The 17,500-nt window shown below is 69.1% G+C and carries 16 protein-coding genes and 1 riboswitch; of the genes, 13 read left to right on the top strand and 3 right to left on the bottom strand.

All coding sequences use genetic code 11. The annotated features are described in order from the left end of the window. The first annotated feature begins 3 nt into the window (after nt 1-3). Nucleotides 4-98: riboswitch (TPP riboswitch) on the top strand. From thiM to argH, 8 genes are all read left to right on the top strand, one after another. Further along, on the top strand, nt 89-937 hold the full coding sequence (gene thiM / locus ILP86_RS16935; RefSeq protein ID WP_193762516.1) for a hydroxyethylthiazole kinase: 849 nt from the start codon (nt 89-91) through the stop codon (nt 935-937). Its footprint overlaps the riboswitch before it by 10 nt. Continuing rightward, on the top strand, nt 934-3,084 hold the full coding sequence (locus tag ILP86_RS16930) for a bifunctional hydroxymethylpyrimidine kinase/phosphomethylpyrimidine kinase (protein WP_193762515.1): 2,151 nt from the start codon (nt 934-936) through the stop codon (nt 3,082-3,084). The genes thiM and ILP86_RS16930 overlap by 4 nt, the downstream gene beginning before the upstream one ends. A gap of 239 nt (nt 3,085-3,323) precedes the next feature. Continuing rightward, nucleotides 3,324-4,376 carry an N-acetyl-gamma-glutamyl-phosphate reductase gene (gene argC / locus ILP86_RS16925; protein ID WP_058632221.1) on the top strand — a complete coding sequence of 351 codons (1,053 nt, stop codon included), beginning with the start codon at nt 3,324-3,326 and terminating at the stop codon, nt 4,374-4,376. Then, nucleotides 4,373-5,530, top strand: a complete 1,158-nt coding sequence (gene argJ / locus ILP86_RS16920) for a bifunctional glutamate N-acetyltransferase/amino-acid acetyltransferase ArgJ (protein WP_113681465.1) — start codon at nt 4,373-4,375, stop codon at nt 5,528-5,530. The genes argC and argJ overlap by 4 nt, the downstream gene beginning before the upstream one ends. Continuing rightward, nucleotides 5,527-6,444 (top strand): acetylglutamate kinase, encoded by a 918-nt coding sequence (argB, locus tag ILP86_RS16915; protein ID WP_045263191.1) that lies wholly within the window; start codon nt 5,527-5,529, stop codon nt 6,442-6,444. The genes argJ and argB overlap by 4 nt, the downstream gene beginning before the upstream one ends. Next, nucleotides 6,441-7,646: an acetylornithine transaminase gene (locus ILP86_RS16910; RefSeq protein WP_058632222.1), complete on the top strand. Its 1,206-nt coding sequence runs from the start codon at nt 6,441-6,443 to the stop codon at nt 7,644-7,646. Before argB ends, ILP86_RS16910 begins: the two co-directional genes overlap by 4 nt. Further along, nucleotides 7,643-8,572 carry an ornithine carbamoyltransferase gene (gene argF / locus ILP86_RS16905; RefSeq protein ID WP_058632223.1) on the top strand — a complete coding sequence of 310 codons (930 nt, stop codon included), beginning with the start codon at nt 7,643-7,645 and terminating at the stop codon, nt 8,570-8,572. Before ILP86_RS16910 ends, argF begins: the two co-directional genes overlap by 4 nt. Then, on the top strand, nt 8,572-10,002 hold the full coding sequence (argH, locus tag ILP86_RS16900; RefSeq protein ID WP_046749036.1) for an argininosuccinate lyase: 1,431 nt from the start codon (nt 8,572-8,574) through the stop codon (nt 10,000-10,002). The genes argF and argH overlap by 1 nt, the downstream gene beginning before the upstream one ends. 47 nt (nt 10,003-10,049) lie before the next feature. Here the strand turns inward: argH and ILP86_RS16895 are convergent, their stop codons facing one another. Continuing rightward, nucleotides 10,050-10,646, bottom strand: a complete 597-nt coding sequence (locus ILP86_RS16895) for a DUF1349 domain-containing protein (RefSeq protein WP_179516105.1) — start codon at nt 10,644-10,646, stop codon at nt 10,050-10,052. A 60-nt stretch (nt 10,647-10,706) separates the two neighbouring features. Between ILP86_RS16895 and ILP86_RS16890 the strand changes: the two genes are divergently transcribed. Both ILP86_RS16890 and ILP86_RS16885 read left to right on the top strand, forming a co-directional pair. Next, complete coding sequence (locus tag ILP86_RS16890; RefSeq protein WP_046749038.1) at nt 10,707-11,351, top strand: SatD family protein; 645 nt, start codon at nt 10,707-10,709, stop codon at nt 11,349-11,351. After that, nucleotides 11,348-12,175, top strand: a complete 828-nt coding sequence (locus ILP86_RS16885; RefSeq protein ID WP_179516104.1) for a hypothetical protein — start codon at nt 11,348-11,350, stop codon at nt 12,173-12,175. Before ILP86_RS16890 ends, ILP86_RS16885 begins: the two co-directional genes overlap by 4 nt. 6 nt (nt 12,176-12,181) lie before the next feature. Here the strand turns inward: ILP86_RS16885 and ILP86_RS16880 are convergent, their stop codons facing one another. Next, nucleotides 12,182-12,538: a MerR family transcriptional regulator gene (locus tag ILP86_RS16880; protein WP_058632227.1), complete on the bottom strand. Its 357-nt coding sequence runs from the start codon at nt 12,536-12,538 to the stop codon at nt 12,182-12,184. A gap of 53 nt (nt 12,539-12,591) precedes the next feature. On the opposite strand from ILP86_RS16880, the gene ILP86_RS16875 reads away from it, so the two are divergent. Genes ILP86_RS16875 through ILP86_RS16865 form a run of 3 tightly spaced genes read left to right on the top strand, consistent with a single transcriptional unit; the run spans nt 12,592 to nt 15,693 of the window. Next, a complete protein-coding gene (locus ILP86_RS16875; protein WP_061016145.1) occupies nt 12,592-13,545 on the top strand; it encodes an aldo/keto reductase in 954 nt (317 codons plus the stop codon). Between the two features lie 40 nt (nt 13,546-13,585). Beyond that, nucleotides 13,586-14,887 (top strand): tyrosine--tRNA ligase, encoded by a 1,302-nt coding sequence (gene tyrS / locus ILP86_RS16870; RefSeq protein ID WP_174799785.1) that lies wholly within the window; start codon nt 13,586-13,588, stop codon nt 14,885-14,887. Nucleotides 14,888-14,898: 11 nt separating this feature from the next. Continuing rightward, on the top strand, nt 14,899-15,693 hold the full coding sequence (locus ILP86_RS16865) for a DUF4184 family protein (protein WP_058632229.1): 795 nt from the start codon (nt 14,899-14,901) through the stop codon (nt 15,691-15,693). On the opposite strand, the gene ILP86_RS16860 is transcribed toward ILP86_RS16865, so the two are convergent. Then, nucleotides 15,678-17,066, bottom strand: a complete 1,389-nt coding sequence (locus tag ILP86_RS16860) for a CoA transferase (protein ID WP_227751366.1) — start codon at nt 17,064-17,066, stop codon at nt 15,678-15,680. The genes ILP86_RS16865 and ILP86_RS16860 overlap by 16 nt on opposite strands. Nucleotides 17,067-17,500: the final 434 nt, after the last annotated feature.

Genomic DNA, 17,500 nt, shown 5'->3' with positions numbered 1-17,500 from the left:
GCGGACAGTGACACGGGGTGCCGCGATCCGCGGCTGAGAACAGACCCGTCGAACCTGATCTAGTTCGTACTAGCGAAGGGATGTCGCGATGAGCGATCTTCTGCGTCCTGATTCCACACACGATCTCGCCGAAAAGGCTGCGGTGCTGCTGGGGGTGTTGCGTGAGGCGCCACCGCTGACGCACTGCATCACCAATGCCGTGGTCACCGGCTTCACCGCCAACGTGCTGCTGGCGCTCGGGGCTGCTCCCGCCATGGTCGACATCGTCGGGGAGGTCGGCATGTTCGCCGGTGTCGCCTCGGGGATGCTGGTCAACCTGGGGACGCCCACCCCGGAGCAGCGCGCGGCGACTCTGGAAGCCGTCACCGGTGCGAGGGCAGCCGGTACGCCCTGGGTGCTCGACCCCGTCGCGGTCGGTGCGCTCCCGGTGCGCACCGCACTCGCGCGTCAACTCGTCGAGCAGCGTCCGACCGCGATCCGCGGCAACGCCTCGGAGGTGCTGGCTCTCGCGGGGCTCAGCGCCGGTGGGCGAGGTGTGGATTCCACCGACAGCACCGAGTCCGCGGCCGAGGCCGCATCGGCGCTGGCTCGGACGACACGCGGTGTGGTGGCCGTGTCCGGCCCGATCGATCTGCTCACCGACGGCGAACGCGTGCTGCGGTTGTCCAACGGGCACGAGCTGCTCACGATGGTCACGGGCGGCGGTTGTGCTCTGGGCGCGGTGATGGCGGCCTTCCTCGGCGCTGCGCGGGCGACAGGGCACGACGCGCTCACGGCGGTCGCGTCGGCGAGCCTCGTGTACACGATCGCGGCGGAGCAGGCAGCGGAGCGGTCCACCGGGCCGGGGAGCTTCGCCGTCGCGCTGCTGGATGCCCTCGCCGCGGTGGATTCCGCTGACATCAGGGTCCGTGCCCGCGCCGAAGGCGGTGCCCTGTGAACGCCGACCTCTCGCTCTACCTCGTCACGGATGCGGAGCTGTGCGGAGACCGGGGCGTCGTCGAGACCGTCCGGCACGCGGTGGAAGGCGGGGTGCGCATCGTGCAGCTGCGCGACAAGGACGCGACCGACGAGGAGACGGTCGAACAGCTGGTCGCGCTGTCGCAGGCGATCGACGGTCGGGCGCTGCTCGTGGTGAACGATCGGCTGGGCGCGGCCGTGGCTGCTCGTGAGCGTGGAGCCAGGGTCGATGGCGTGCACCTCGGTCAGGGCGACGCCTCGGTGCTGCGCGCCCGTGAGGCACTCGGACCCGATGCGTTGATCGGCCTCACCGCCAACACTGCCGCGCACCTCGACGTGCTGCGGGCCCTCCCGGCCGGGACGGTCGACTACCTCGGGGTCGGCGTCATCCGTCCCACCCTCACGAAGCCGGATCACCCCGTGCCGCTGGGCGTGGAGGGATTTCGCGACTTCGCCAGGCGCAGCGCACTCCCGTGCGTGGCGATCGGCGGTGTCCACATCGACGACACCGAGGCCCTTCGCGATGCCGGTGCGGCGGGGGTGGCCGTGGTCTCGGCGCTGTGTGCCGCCGACGATCCGGCCGCCGTAGCGACGCGGTTCCTGCGGCGCTGGCGCTCCGGGGGTGTACCGCGAGTGCTCAGCATCGCCGGGAGCGACCCGTCCGGAGGTGCGGGCATCCAGGCGGACCTCAAGTCCATCGCCGCGAACGGCGGGTACGGGATGGCTGTGCTCACGGCGCTGACCGCGCAGAACACGCAGGGCGTGCGCGCTGTGCACGTGCCGCCGGTCGACTTCCTCCGCGCGCAGCTCGATGCCGTGTCGGACGACATCGTGATCGACGCCGTGAAGATCGGGATGCTCGCCGACGCCGAGGTCATCCGCGCAGTGGGGGCGTGGCTCGACCGCGTGCGCCCGCCTGTCGTGGTGCTCGATCCCGTCATGGTCGCGACCTCCGGCGACCGGCTGCTGGATCCGGAGGCGGAGCGAGCACTGCACGGACTCCTCGCGCGGGCGACTCTGGTCACTCCGAATCTCGCCGAACTCGCGGTGCTCGCCGGTCGGGAGATCGCCGACTGGGAGGATGCCATCTCCGCGGCGCACGAGCTGTCCGCCCGGATCGATGCGGCCGTCCTGGTCAAGGGCGGCCATCTCGTCGGGGATGAGGCCCCCGATGCGTTGGTCGACGCGGCGCGCGGTCTGCGCAGAGACTTTCCAGGACGACGGATCACGACCGGAAACACCCATGGCACCGGCTGCTCGCTGTCGTCCGCGCTCGCGACCCTGCTCGCGCGGGGGCGCGACGCAGAAGCGGCCGTCGGCGCCGCGCGCATCTGGCTTCGCGAAGCCCTGCGGGCGGGGGACGCGTTGCGCGTCGGCGGTGGGCACGGGCCGATCAACCACTTCTCCGGACTCTGGGAACGGGCGGGAACAGAGGCCCGTCCGATCGCGGACGACATCGCGGCGGACTGGTGGCACGACATCAGGGAGATCCGCACCGCGATCGACGAGCTGCCCTTCATCCGCGCGCTCGCCGACGGGACGCTGGAGCGCGGACCGTTCCTGTCCTATCTCGCCCAGGACGCGCTGTACCTGCGCGAGTACGCCCGTGTGCTCGCGGAAGCGTCCCGGCTCGCGCCGACATCCGATGAGCAGGCGTTCTGGGCGGAGTCGGCCCGCGGTTCGATCGTGGGCGAGATCGAGCTGCACGCGTCGTGGTTGACTCCGACGCAGGGGGTGAGCGCGGACACGTTCTCCGCCGAGCCGGGGGCGGCCACCACCGCCTACCTCGATCACCTGCGCTCTGTCGCGTTCGGTGGGGACTACGCGGAGATCGTCGCGGCCGTCCTCCCGTGCTTCTGGCTCTACACCGACCTCGGCCGACGCCTGCACGCCGGGGCCTTCGGTCAGTACGCGCAGGATCCCCAGCACCCCTACGCCTCGTGGCTGGCGACCTACGCCGATCCCGCGTTCGAAGAGGCGACCGAGACGGCGATCGCCTACGCCTCCGAAGCGGCGGCAACGGCTGATGCCGCGACCCGCGCCAGGATGCGCCACGTCTTCGAGGTCTCGAGTGCCCACGAACTCGCCTTCTTCGCCGCACCGCTGGAGCCCTCACCCCGCAGATGACGAACCGGATTTGCGGTGGCAGCCGAGGCCGCGCTACTGTCGCGACATGCCTTCGGCCGCCACCGCTTCTCCGACGCTCGCTCCGAGCGTCATCGCTGTGCGCCGACGCCGCGGCCGCCGACTGTAGGCGACCCCGCCCTTCTGCCCGTGCGCGCACGGCGGTCGAGTGCCGGTGTCGCCGCCTCCGGCCCCGTCCACGGTCCCGATTTCCTCGAGGGCCTGACCGTTAAGGTAGAAGCATGACGTATTCCGTCGCCGTCTCCGGCGCATCCGGCTACGCAGGCGGCGAGATTCTGCGCCTCCTGGCCGCCCATCCCGACATGGAGATCCGCACCGTCACGGCGCATTCGAACGCCGGGCAGCCTCTCGTCGATCACCAGCCGCACCTGCGCTCACTCGCACACCTCACGCTGCAGGACACGACACCGGAGATCCTCGCCGGCCACGACATCGTGTTCCTCGCCTTGCCGCACGGGCAGTCGGGGCAGTACACCGATGCGCTGGGCGATGTCCCGCTCGTGATCGATGCCGGCGCCGACCACCGACTCACGTCCGCCTCGGCGTGGGATGCGTTCTACGGCGGCGACTTCCACGAGCCGTGGACCTACGGTGTGCCCGAGCTCCTCATCGACGGGGTCAAGCAGCGTGAGCACCTCCGTGGAGCCACGCGCATCGCGGCGCCGGGATGCAATGCCTCCACCGTGAGTCTCAGCCTCGCGCCCGGTGTGGCCTCCGGGGTGATCGACCCCTCCGACATCGTCTCCGTGCTCGCCGTCGGACCGTCCGGCGCGGGGAAGAGCCTCAAGACGAACCTGCTCGGCAGCGAGATCCTGGGCACCGCCAACCCCTATGCGGTCGGCGGCACCCACAGACACATCCCCGAGATCCGTCAGGCGCTCGCCGCGGCGTCCGGGGTGGAGTCCGACGGCATCCGGATCTCGTTCACGCCGGTGCTGGTGCCCATGTCGCGCGGGATCCTCGCCACGTCCACCGCACCCATCGTCGACGGTGCGACGGATGCGCAGATCCGTGACGCCTGGCAGAGCGCCTATGGCGACGAGACCTTCGTGCAGCTGCTGCCCGAGGGACGCTTCCCCCGCACGGCCGACGTGCTCGGAGCCAACACCGCGCTGATCGGCCTCGCGATCGACCGGGCCGCGAACCGGGTCACGGTCGTCACCGCGGTCGACAACCTCGTCAAGGGCACCGCCGGCGCTGCCGTCCAATCCATGAACATCGCGCTGGGTCTTCCCGAAGCCCGCGCCCTCTCAGTGAACGGAGTAGCGCCGTGAGCGTCACCGCCCCCGCAGGATTCGAAGCGGCCGGTGTCGCCGCCGGGCTGAAGTCGACCGGGAAGCCCGATGTCGCCGTCGTCGTCAACCGCGGACCTCGCAAGGTGGGTGCCGCGGTCTTCACCAGCAACCGCGCCAAGGCGAACCCGATCATCTGGTCGCAGCAGGCAGTGGCCGACCGGGTCGTCGAGGCCGTGGTGCTCAACTCCGGCGGTGCGAACTGCTTCACCGGCGCGTTCGGGTTCCAGACCACCCACCAGACGGCGGAGAAGGCGGCCGAACTGCTCGGCGTCAGCGCCGGGGATGTGCTGATCTGCTCCACCGGTCTTATCGGCACCGGGGACGAGACGTTCCGCTCGCGTGTGCTGGCCGGCACCGAGCAGGCGATCGCCGAGCTCAGCGCCGACGGCGGGGAGAGCGCGGCACAGGCCATCATGACCACCGACACCGTTGCGAAGACCGCCGTGATCAGCCGTGATGGCTGGACGATCGGCGGTATGGCGAAGGGCGCCGGCATGCTCGCGCCGGGACTCGCCACGATGCTCGTGGTGATCACCACCGATGCCGTCCTCGAGCCGCTTCAGGCCGATGAGGCGCTGCGCCGTGCGACAGGGCAGACGTTCGACCGTCTCGATTCCGACGGCTGCATGTCGACGAACGACCAAGTCACGCTCCTCGCCAACGGGGCATCCGAGGTCGTGCCGGACCTCGACGACTTCACCGCCGCGCTCATCGAGCTCTCCCAGGAGCTCGCGGTCAAGCTGCAGGGTGATGCCGAGGGCGCGAGCCACGACATCACGATCGAGGTGCAGCATGCGGTGACCGAGCAGGACGCCGTCGAGGTCGGCCGGTCGGTCGCGCGCAACAACCTCTTCAAGGCAGCGATCTTCGGCAACGATCCGAACTGGGGGCGGGTGCTCGCGGCGATCGGAACGACGAATGCGCAGTTCGACCCCTACGACGTCGACGTCTGGATGAACGGCGTGCGCGTCTGCAGCCAGGGTGGTCCGGACCGCCCCCGCGAAGAGGTCGACCTCACCCCGCGCGCCACGCACCTCGTTATCGACCTCAAGGTCGGGGAGTCGACGGCCACGGTGCTCACGAACGACCTGACCCACGACTACGTGCACGAGAACAGCGCCTACGCCTCATGACCGACATCCAGGACACCACGCCGGACGTCGCCGCGCAGAAGGCCACGACGCTCATCGAGTCGCTGCCGTGGCTGAAGAAGTTCCGCGACCAGATCGTCGTCATCAAGTACGGCGGCAACGCCATGGTGTCGGAGGAGCTGCAGGACGCCTTCGCCCAGGACATCGCCTACCTCCGCTACGTCGGGGTGCTTCCGGTCGTGGTGCATGGTGGAGGGCCGCAGATCTCCAACATGCTGCAGCGGCTCGAGATCCCGAGCGAGTTCAAGGGCGGCTACCGCGTCACCAACACCGAGGCGATCAGCGTCGTGCGCATGGTGCTCACCGGTCAGGTCAACCCGCAGCTCGTGTCGAAGATCAACTCGCACGGCCCGATCGCGACCGGCCTCAGCGGGGAGGACGCCGGACTCTTCGGAGGGCGCCGTCGTGGTGTCGTGATCGACGGCGAAGAAGTCGACCTCGGTCGGGTCGGCGACGTCGTCGAGGTCGATCCGACGCCCGTGCTCGACCACCTCGCCGCAGGGCGCATCCCGGTGGTGTCGAGCATCGCGCCCGATCTCGATCACCCCGGGCAGTCGCTCAACGTCAACGCGGATGCCGCGGCAGCCGCTCTCGCGGTCTCGTTGCACGCGCGAAAGCTCGTCATCCTGACCGACGTGCCGGGGCTGTATGCCGACTGGCCCAACCGCGACTCGCTCGTCTCCCATCTGACGTCGGATGCGCTCATCCAGATGCTTCCGACGCTCGAGTCGGGGATGATCCCGAAGATGCGGGCCTGTCTCGATGCGGTCGAGGGCGGCGTCGACGCGGCGGCGATCATCGATGGGCGGGTGCCGCACTCGGTGCTCGTCGAACTCTTCACCAGCAAGGGAATCGGGACCGAAGTGGTCCTGGGAAAGAACGAGGTGACGGCATGACCGTCTGGCAGGACGATGCGGCACGCGATCTCGTGCTCAACGCGGGGGAGCGGCTCGCGCTGCTGGTCCGCGGTGAGGGCTCGTACCTGTGGGATGCCGACGGCCGACGCCACCTCGACTTCCTCGCGGGCATCGCGGTGACCTCGCTCGGGCACGCGCATCCGGCCTTCGTCGAGGCGGTCTCGACGCAGGCGGCCACGCTCGCGCACGTGTCGAACTACTTCGCCACCCCGCCTCAGCTCGCGCTCGCGGCACGCCTGAAGCGTCTGGCCGGTGCCGGCATCGACGGTCGCGTGTTCTTCTCGAACTCGGGTGCCGAGGCCAACGAGGCCGCGTTCAAGCTCGCGCGTCTGCACGGCGGCTCCGAGCGGCCGCGCATCCTCGCTCTCGAGAACGGCTTCCACGGTCGTACGATGGGCTCGCTCGCGCTCACCGCCAAGGTCTCGATGCGCGCGCCGTTCGAGCCGATGCCCGCCGGGGTCGAGCACATCCCCGCCACGATCGAGGCTCTCGAGGCCGCGATGGATGACCGCGTCGCCGCGATCATCGTCGAGCCCATCCAGGGCGAGGCCGGAGTGGTCGAGCTGCCGGAGGGCTATCTCGCCGCTGCGCGCTCGCTGACCCTCGCTCACGGCGCCCTGCTGATCGTCGACGAGATCCAGACCGGTGCCGGTCGTACCGGTGAATGGTTCGGGTTCAGCCACGAGGGCATCACCCCCGATGCGATCACCCTCGCCAAGGGCATCGGCGGCGGCTTCCCGATCGGCGCGCTGGTCACCTTCGGCAGCGCCAGTGCGCTCTTCACCCCGGGATCCCACGGTTCCACCTTCGGCGGCAACCCGCTCGCGACCGCGGTCGCAGACGCGGTCCTGGCCGAGATCGAGAGTGGCGGCCTGGTCGAGAACGCCGCCCGTCGTGGTGCCGAGCTGCGCGAGATCCTGCTCGGCATCGACTCGCCGCTGATCGACGGTGTGCGCGGACGTGGTCTGCTCATCGGCGTGGCGCTGACTGCGCCCGTCGCCGGTGAGGTCGTCGCGGCCGCCCAGGCGCGCGGTCTCATCGTCAACGCCGCCAACCCCGAGACGGTTCGCATCGCACCGGCTCTCACGATCGGCGACGCCGAGCTCGCCGAGTTCCGCGAGCTGTTCACGGCTTCGCTCGCCGACGTCCAGGCCTCTGCTGCCGGAAAGGTATCCGCATGACCCGCCACCTGCTGCGTGACGACGATCTGACCCCCGCCGAGCAGGCCGAGATCCTCGATCTCGCGATCGAGCTGAAGAAGGACCGGTGGGCCGACAAGAGCCTGGCCGGCCCCCAGACCGTCGCGGTCATCTTCGACAAGTCCTCCACGCGCACCCGCGTCTCGTTCGCGGTGGGGATCGCCGACCTCGGCGGTTCGCCGCTGATCATCTCGACAGCGAGCAGCCAGCTCGGCGGCAAGGAGACCCCGTCCGACACCGCTCGCGTCCTGGAGCGCCAGGTCGCGGCCATCGTGTGGCGCACGTATGCGCAGTCGGGTCTCGAGGAGATGGCGGAAGGTACGCGTGTGCCGGTCATCAATGCGCTGTCGGATGACTTCCACCCGTGTCAGCTGCTCGCCGACCTGCTCACGATCCGCGAGCACAAGGGCGACCTGAAGGGGCTCACGCTGACGTTCTTCGGCGACGGGCAGAGCAACATGGCGCACTCCTACGCGCTCGCCGGTGTGACTGCGGGCATGCACGTGCGCATCGCGTCGCCCGAGGACTACGCTCCTCGTGCGGATGTCATCGAGGCCGCCGATCGACGCGCCGCCGAGACCGGCGGGTCGATCACCCTCTTCACCGACCCGGTCGAGGCCTCTGCCGGTGCCGACGTCGTCGTGACCGACACCTGGGTGTCGATGGGCAAGGAGGAGGAGAAGCTCGCACGCATCCGCGACCTCGGCGGCTACAAGGTCACTCCGGAGACGATGACCCTGGCCGATCCTGAGGCGATCTTCATCCACTGCCTCCCTGCCGACCGCGGCTACGAGGTCGATTCCAGCGTGATCGACGGTCCGCAGAGCGTGGTCTGGGACGAGGCCGAGAACCGCCTGCACGCGCAGAAGGCGCTGCTGGTCTGGCTCCTCGGCAAGAAGGACGCATGATGAGCGACGCGACGCACGAAGGCACCAACGAAGGCGCGCTCTGGGGCGCCCGCTTCGCCACAGGGCCCTCGCCTGAACTGGTGGAGCTGAGCCGTTCCACCCACTTCGACTGGATCCTCGCTCCGTACGACATCGCGGGCTCCCACGCGCACGCCACCGCGCTCGAAGCGGCCGGGTACCTGGAACCGGACGAGGCGCGGCGGATGCACGAGGGGCTGGACGCGGTCGCGCGCAAGGTCGCCGACGGCACTCTGCGCCCCGTGCCGACCGATGAGGACGTCCACGGCGCGCTGGAGCAGGCGCTGATCGTCGAGCTCGGGCCGGAGCTCGGCGGGCGGCTGCGTGCCGGTCGCAGCCGCAACGACCAGATCGCCACGCTCGTGCGCATGTACCTGATCGACCATGCGCGAGTGATCGCCCGCGACATCCTCCGGGTGATCGATGCCCTGGTCGCTCAGGCCGAGGCTCATCCGACGGCGATCCTTCCCGGCCGCACGCATCTGCAGCACGCACAGCCGGTGCTGCTCGCCCACCACCTGCAGGCGCACGGGTGGCCGCTGGTGCGTGAGCTCGAACGTCTCGTGGACTGGCGTCGTCGCGCCGGCGTCTCGCCGTACGGCGGCGGAGCGCTGGCCGGTTCCACCCTCGGGCTCGATCCCGCACTCGTGGCGACCGAGCTGGGCCTCGACCGCCCCGCGGAGAACTCGCTCGACGGCACGGCGGCTCGCGATGTCGTGGCGGAGTTCGCCTTCATCACGGCGATGACCGGCGTCGACATCTCGCGCCTGTCCGAGGAGATCATCCTCTGGAACACCCGCGAGTTCGGCTTCGTCACCCTCGACGACGGCTACTCGACGGGCTCGAGCATCATGCCGCAGAAGAAGAACCCCGACATCGCCGAGCTCGCTCGGGGCAAGTCGGGGCGTCTGATCGGAAACCTCTCCGGCCTGCTCGCCACCCTCAAGGGCCTCCCGCTCGCGTACAACCGCGACCTGCAGGAGGACAAGGAGCCGGTCTTCGACTCGGTGCAGACCCTCGAGGTGGTGCTTCCCGCGTTCGCAGGGATGATCGCGACGCTGCGTTTCGACACCGAACGGATGGCGGCGCTCGCGCCTCAGGGGTTCTCCCTTGCGACCGATGTCGCCGAGTGGCTCGTGAAGCGCCGCGTGCCGTTCCGGGATGCGCACGAGATCTCCGGTGCGCTCGTGCGGGCGTGCGAGGAGCGGGGGATCGGGCTGGAGGATGCTTCCGATGAGCTGCTGCTCTCGGTGTCGCCGCATCTCGTGCCCGAGGTGCGCGAGGTCCTCACGATCGAGGGCTCCGTCGGGTCGCGGACCGGGATCGGCGGCACCGCACCGGAACGGGTCGCCGAGCAGCGCGCGGAACTCGTCGCGCGCGCACAGGCGGCAGCCCACGCCCTCGGTATCTGACCGGAGGCTTCTGACCGGAGGCGCAGGCGGCCGCCGTCGCTGCCTGCTCAGTGCAGGTCGGCGTCGGCCTCCGACCGTTCCCAGCGCGTGAAGCGCACGGTGAGGCCGGCGCGGGTCGGTGCCGCGAGGAACGGACCGGCTGCCGCGGCTGCCTGTCCGTCGAATGGGGCGACCCTGACGAGTCGCCAGGGGCCGTCGTCGGCGCGGGCGCGAACGATCAGGGAATCCGCCCAGCGGCTGACGCGCACGGTGATCTCGCTCTCGAGCCACTCGTCGACGTGGCCGACGGACCAGTCGGAGACACCGGCTGTGACCACGGCGCCGAGTCCCAGATGGCCGTCGGCGTACTCGAGACCCGTCTTCACCCAGTGCTCCTCGTCGATGCGCACGAAGACGCCTGCCTGGTCGAACTGGCCGTCCCACGGTGCGCGGAAGGAGACCTCCATGGCCTCGCCGACCCCGAGCGGGGCGAGCAGGGCGTGCTCGGTGTCGTGCACGAAGCCGTAAGCGGTGTGCCGCCAGGCATCGCTGCTCTCCACCGCGGTGACATCGAGCGGAGTCGTTCCGGCGGGTAGCGCGGCGGGGGAGGTCGGAGCGTTGGTCCAGGTTCCGTCGGACCAGGGGATCATGTGCGATTCAGGCATGATCTCAAGATATAACCAATTGACGCATAAGTCGAGGATTATTCGTGATATGGTTATGCCATGGTCATCGCGGTACTCGCAGACATCGTGGGTTCTCGTCGTCTCGACGATCGCACAGCCGCGCAACGCGTGCTCGACGACACCATAGCCGACGTCGAAGCAGACCTCCCGTTGGCGGCGCAGCCGCTCACGCCCACCGTCGGCGACGAGCAGCAGGGTGTCTATCTCGATCTGGCCGACGCCATGGTGTCGCTCCTGATGATCCAGCTGCGGCTGCCGGACGGTGTCGCCTTCCGCTTCGGCATCGGGGTGGGGGAGGTGCGCCCTGTCGAGTCCGTGCACGGTGAACTCGCCGACGGACCGGGCTGGTACGCGGCCAGAGCGGCGATCGAGACCGTGCACGCGCGAGAGAGTCGCGCCGTGCCGCGCACGCGGTCGTGGATTGTCGGATCATCCGGGCAGGATGAGGTCATGGAGAGCACGATCGCGGCATCGAACGCCTACCTCCTCGTCCGCGATGAGCTGGTGGGGGCGATGAGCGAGCGGGAACGACGGCTCGCCTACGGTCGTCTGCTCGGTCGATCCCAGCAGGAACTCGCTGCGGAAGAGGGCATCACCCAGCCCAGCGTCTCCAAGTCGCTGCGCAGTGCGGGAACGGCTGCGCTCATCGAGGGCGTAGCCGCGCTTCGAGGGGCGCGCGCATGATCGTCGCGGGGTTCCTCCTCCTGGCGGTCGGCGCCGCCGATCTGGTGCGTCAGTTCGCGCCCCGCCGCTGGGTCGGCTATCTCGTGATCGCCGTCATCCTGCTCCTGCTCGGCAGCGTCGGCGATGCCCTTCTTCCCATGGTGCTCGCCCTCGTCGTCGGCGCGCTCTGGGTGTGGTGCATGCCGACGGAGCGTCCGGCGCCCCTGGGGTTCTGGCCGGCCGTCCTGCTCGCGGTTCTGAGCGTCGGAGCCGTCGTCTGGCTCGGCGCCCGTTCCGACTCCGGTCTCATCGGTGCGATCTGGCACCTCCGGTCGCCGTTCGGGGAGGTTCCGTTCGATCTCGCCATGCTCGCGCTCGGTGCCGGGGTCTTCCTCCTCGAGTCGTCGAACCTCGTGGTGCGTGCGGCACTCGATGGCGAGCACACGTGGCTTCCCCGTGACCCGGCGATGCCGACCGCGGAGGCAGCACCTGTCGTGGCCGGAACCGTGGAAACAGGAACCACCGAAGCAGACACCGTCCAGGCAGACACCGTCGAGGAGGAGGGCGCCGAGACGGCACCCGCACCCCGCGATCCGCGCAGCGGCTTCAAAGGCGGTCGACTGATCGGACCGCTGGAGCGCATCCTCGTCCTCATCCTCACCCTCGCCGCGGCGTATCCGATCCTCGCCGCGATGCTCGCGGCGAAGGGCATCGTCCGATTCCCCGAGATCTCCCGCGATGGCGAGACCGGCGCCCGCGCCGAGTACTTCCTCGTAGGCAGTCTGGTGAGCTGGGTGATCGCGCTGGGTGCCGCTTTCCTGGTGTGGTGGGCGGCGCACAGCTGAGCGACCTCAACTCAGCGATCGATACCAGTCCAGCTTCTCCGCGAGGCGTCGCTGCTGCGCGAGGACCTCGGCGAGCTGCTGTTCGACCGTCGCCGCATGCTCTTCGAGGAGTGCGATCCGTTCGGGGATCGTCTCCTCGCTCCGACAGAGCTGTCCGTAGCGGCGCAGTCGTTCGACCGGCATGCCCGTCTCGCGAAGGCACTTGAGGAAGTCGAGCAGCCCGAGGTCGGCGTCGGTGTAGGCGCGATGCCCGCCGGCGGTGCGGGTGACCGTGGGCAGGATGCCTTCCCGTTCGTAGTACCTGAGCGTGTCGATGCTGAAGCCGGAACGCGCTGCGGTCTCCGCCGGGGTGTACGTCGTCATCTCCTGAGCATAGGTCTTGACCTGGAGTGCGCTCCAGGTTGCACAGTGAGGTCATGACCACTCGGAACGCACCCGCATCCCCGCTCGTCCTCGGCGCGATGTCCTTCGGCACGCTCGTCGACGAGGACACCTCCTTCGCCCTGCTCGACCGTTTCGTCGAGCGAGGCGGCACCTGGATCGACACGGCAGACTGCTACAGCTTCTGGGCGAGCGAGAGCGGACACGGGGGAGCGTCGGAGGAAGTCATCGGACGCTGGCTCGCGGCACGACCAGGCGCCCGGCAGCAGGTGCGCATCTCCACCAAGGTGGGAGCGGAGCCGCTGTGGCCCGGCTCCTGGCCCGAACACCGGACCGGGCTCTCGCCACGCGCGATCGGTGCCGCCGTCGAGGGGATTCTCGATCGCCTCGGCGTCGACAGGATCGACCTGCTCTGGTTGCACCAGGAGGACCGCGCCGTCGCGATCGAGGACACCGTCGACGCCCTGGCCGCGCTCACGTCCGCCGGCACGGTGACCCGTGTCGGCGCCTCCAACCATCCTGCCTGGCGCATCGAACGCGCCCGCGCTCACGCCAAGTCGATCGGCAGCGTCCCCATCGATGCCTTCCAGCTGAACAGCACCTACCTGCGCACCCGACCGGGCACCCTCCCACCCGGTGTGGCGCATCCCTTCGGCGTGCTCAGCGATGAGCAGCGGGACTTCGCCCGAGACAACGGCATCGAGGTGTGGGCGTACACGCCGTTGCTCTCGGGGGCGTATGACAACCAGGCCAAACCGGTACCCGAGGTGTACGACCACCCGGGGACCACGCGGCGGCTCGCGGTGCTGGAGGAGATCGCCGCCGCTCGCGGAGTCGGCAGAGGGCAAATCGTGCTGGCCTGGCAGCTCGCACGGGGGATCCGCCCCATCGTCGGGGGAAGCAGAGTAGAGCAGTTGGACGCCGCCATGGATGCGGCATCGATTTCGCTGACGGCGCAGGAGTTCGACCGTCTTGACACGCCTGTCTGAGCGGAATTCGAGGCTGTACCGCGCTGATAGCCTGGAGCGCGTGTCAACTCCCGATCTGACGACCGCACCCCAGGCGATCGATCCCGCGTTCGAGAACGTGTGGGACGAACTCGTGTGGCGTGGCCTGGTCCATGTGTCCACCGACCAGGAGGCGCTGCGCGCCCTGCTCGCGGGAGACCCGATCACGTACTACTGCGGTTTCGATCCGACGGCGGCGAGTCTGCACCTCGGAAACCTCGTGCAGCTGCTCACGCTGCGTCGCATCCAGCTCGCCGGTCACAAGCCGCTCGGTCTCGTCGGCGGCTCGACCGGTCTGATCGGCGACCCTCGTCCAACGGCCGAGCGCACGCTGAACACGCGGGAGACGGTCGAGGACTGGGTCGGACGCCTGCGTGCCCAGGTCGAGCGCTACCTCAGCTTCGAGGGTGAGAACGCCGCCCGCATCGTGAACAACCTCGACTGGACGGCGCCGCTGAGCGCGATCGACTTCCTGCGCGAGATCGGCAAGTACTTCCGTGTGGGCACGATGCTCAAGAAGGATGCGGTCGCGGCGCGACTCAACTCCGATGAGGGCATCAGCTACACCGAGTTCAGCTACCAGATCCTGCAGGGCATGGACTTCCTCGAGCTGTACCGGCAGTACGACTGCGTGCTGCAGACCGGCGGCTCGGATCAGTGGGGCAACCTCACCAGCGGCACCGAGCTCATCCGCCGTGCCGAGGGGGCGTCGGTGCATGCCATCGGCACACCCCTCATCACGAACAGCGACGGCACGAAGTTCGGCAAGAGCGAGGGCAACGCCATCTGGCTCGACGCCGACATGTGCAGCCCGTACCGGATGTACCAGTTCTGGCTGAGCACCGCGGACTCCGACGTGATCGAACGTCTGAAGGTCTTCACATTCCTCACCAGGTCGGAGATCGAGGAGTACGCCGAGCTCGTGGCCGCGGAGCCGTTCCGCCGAGCCGCTCAGAAGAGGCTGGCGCTCGAAGTTGTGGCGACCGTGCACGGTGTGGAGGCGACAGCTGCCGTGATCGCAGCTTCCGAGGCTCTCTTCGGCCAGGGAGACCTGACCACGCTCGATGCCGAGACGCTCCGCACTGCTCTGGAGGAGCTGCCGAATGCGACCGTCGGCGCCGGCACCCCGGTGGTCGAGGCCCTGGTGTCGACGGGGCTCGTGTCGAGCCTGTCCGAGGCGAGGCGCGCGATCACGCAGGGCGGCGTCACGCTCGACGGCGAACGCGTCGACGACGAGACGGCGACGGTCCAGGGCTCGCTTCCCGGCGGGGTCTCCGTGCTCCGCCGTGGCAAGAAGACCCTCGCCGGCCTCTTCGTCGGCTGAGCCCGAGCTCGATGCCGTTCACGCCCAGCCACGCCCTGGTAGCGCTGCCGTTCATCCGCACGCCGCTCGTGCCGGCTGCGATCGCGATCGGCGCGATGACCCCGGACCTGCCGTTGTTCGTGCGTGGCGTAGGACTGAACTACTCGTTCACGCACACGTTCGGCAATGTCGTGTGGACAGGGCTTCTCGCGTTCGTGCTGTTCCTGATCTGGCGGGTCGTGCTCCGTCCGGCTGTTCCCGAACTCGCTCCGCTCTGGCTGGCTCGGCGGTTGCCTGAGGAATGGAATGACAGGGGTCTCACGGCGGCAGGAGCTGCAGTCGGTGTGGGGCGCACGCGCGCGTATCCGTTCCTGCTCGCGGCGTCGTTCGTGATCGGTGTTCTCTCGCACATCGTGTGGGACCTCTTCACGCATGAGGGACGGTGGGGCGTGCACCTGATCCCCGGCCTCGACGACATGTGGGGACCGCTGCCAGGGTTCAAGTGGCTCCAACACGGTTCGAGCCTGATCGGCCTCGGGGTCATCGGCATCTGGGCTCTGCTCCGGCTCCGTCGGCAGACACCGCGTCAGGGCGTCACGCAGTCATCGCCGCCGTGGGTGCGCGTGGCGTGGTGGATCTCGCTCCCCGGGTTCCTCGTCATCGCGTGGGTCGGGGGTCTCGTCGTCTTCGGCCCCCTCGACGCGGAGTTCACCGTTCAGCACCTCGCGTATCGGGTGCTCCCTCCGGCCTGTGCCCTCTGGGGTGCGCTCACCGTGGCGCTCTGCATCGCGCTGTCGGTGCGAGGACGCCGTCACCAGACGGGCTGATCGGACCCCCAGGCGTGCGGGGCCGCGAACTCGAGTCCCGTCAGCGCGGGTCGAGCGGTCACCACTGCGCTCCCGTCGACACCGAACCGGGCGGCATGCGGCCGCACGTCGAACTCGACCTCGGCTCCGGCCATCCCGCGACGCGGCATCCCGAGCAGTTCCGCCGCGATGCGACGAAGCGATGTGCGGACCACGCACGAACGCTCCTCTCGGCGGTTCCCCCGGAGCAGAGAGGTCACAGCGGCAGCGAGCAGATAGCCCGCGCTGTGGTCGAGAGCCTGCGCGGGAAGTGCGCCGGGACGATCACCGTCGACCGATTCGATGAGCGCGATGCCGGATTCCGCCTGCACGAGGCTGTCGAAACCGGCTCGCTCCGGTTCCTCCGTGCCCCAGGCGCTCAGTTGCGCGACCACCAGGCCCGGGTATCGGCGCACGAGCAGGTCGGGGTCCAACCCCAGCCGGTCGAGTGACGCCGGACGGTATCCGAGCACGACGGCATCGGCCCGCGCGAGCAGATCATGGAAGCGAGCGCTCCGCGCGTCCAGCACGGCCGACCGTTTGCCATGGCCCGTATCGAGGTGCTGCCACTCCGGCTCTGGCAGCGTCGGCGGATCGATGCGCAGCACATCGGCACCGAGCAGGGCGAGTGTCCTCGTGCACACCGGGCCGGCGATGACCCTTGTCAGGTCGAGGACGCGCATGCCCTGAAGTGGTCGACGGCCCGCACGCACGGAAAGACCAACGGCGGGTTGGTCGAGCGCATCGGACATCCCGTCCGGTCGGCTGATCTCCAGGAGCGGACGCTCTCTGGCGGCACGATCGAGGGCGGGATCCTCCGCAGCGACGACGACAGCGAGCCCGCCGGCAGCCGTGATCTCGCGGACGGCATCGTGAGAGTCCCGTTCGGCGAGGGTACCCCCGACGAGATCGCCGCCCGCACCATCTCGCAGACCGAGTCCCGCACGCAGCGCCGCCGCGTGATGGGGATAGTTCCCGTGGGTGCGGATCCATCCGTCTGCTGTCCGCCAGAACCCTGAGTACTCGGACCAGACCGGGGGAGCGACGTCATCGATCGTCAAAACACGGTCACTGCGGAACGCGACCGCGATCCGATCCGGATCGAGCGAAGCCGGGACCCCGCCGGCAGCAAGCATGGCTGCGCTCACGCTCGCCCAGGCGAGGTCAGCGGTGGCCAGTCGCGAGGGAAGTGGGACCGCACGGAGCGGTCGGACAGCGTCGTCGGCGTCACCGAGGCCGAGCTCCCGCCCGATGCGCGCGAGCAGCTGAGCTGCCGCCCGCCCCTCATGTGCGCCGCCGTCGGCGTCCATCGAGAACAGGCCTGGGGTGGGGAGGCGATCAGCTGAATCCGGCATGGCGTGATCGTACTGCGGGTGCGCATCGCCACCGAAACTGCCCCTGACCCGCAGGAAATCACTCGACGAGTCAAGGCGACACGCCCGGGTGGGGTGGCCCGATTTGCCAGATCCCCGGGACCCGCGTAACTTATTACTTGTTCGCCCCACAGGGAAGCGGAGGAGCCAAGAGCTTCACCCCCCTCAAGCGGAGAACCACTCCCGATCCACTCTCACTTGAGAGAACAGGCGCTTGCGTCTAGGATAGGGACTCCACCTCTTCTGCGGCTGTCATCAGCTGCGCTGCGGATCTCTGATTCGCACAGCGCGCCGATTTGACAAGCGGGACAAGGTGGGTAAGATAGAGAAGTTGCCCTTCGGGCCTGGCTGTGATGGCTGGGTCGTGGGAGCATCCGATCCTTGAGAACTCAACAGCGTGCACTTGTCAAATGCCA

The organism is Microbacterium sp. R1 (assembly GCF_015159725.1).
Taxonomy (GTDB): Bacteria; Actinomycetota; Actinomycetes; order Actinomycetales; family Microbacteriaceae; genus Microbacterium; species Microbacterium oxydans.
This window is presented reverse-complemented; position numbering and strand designations above follow the sequence as displayed.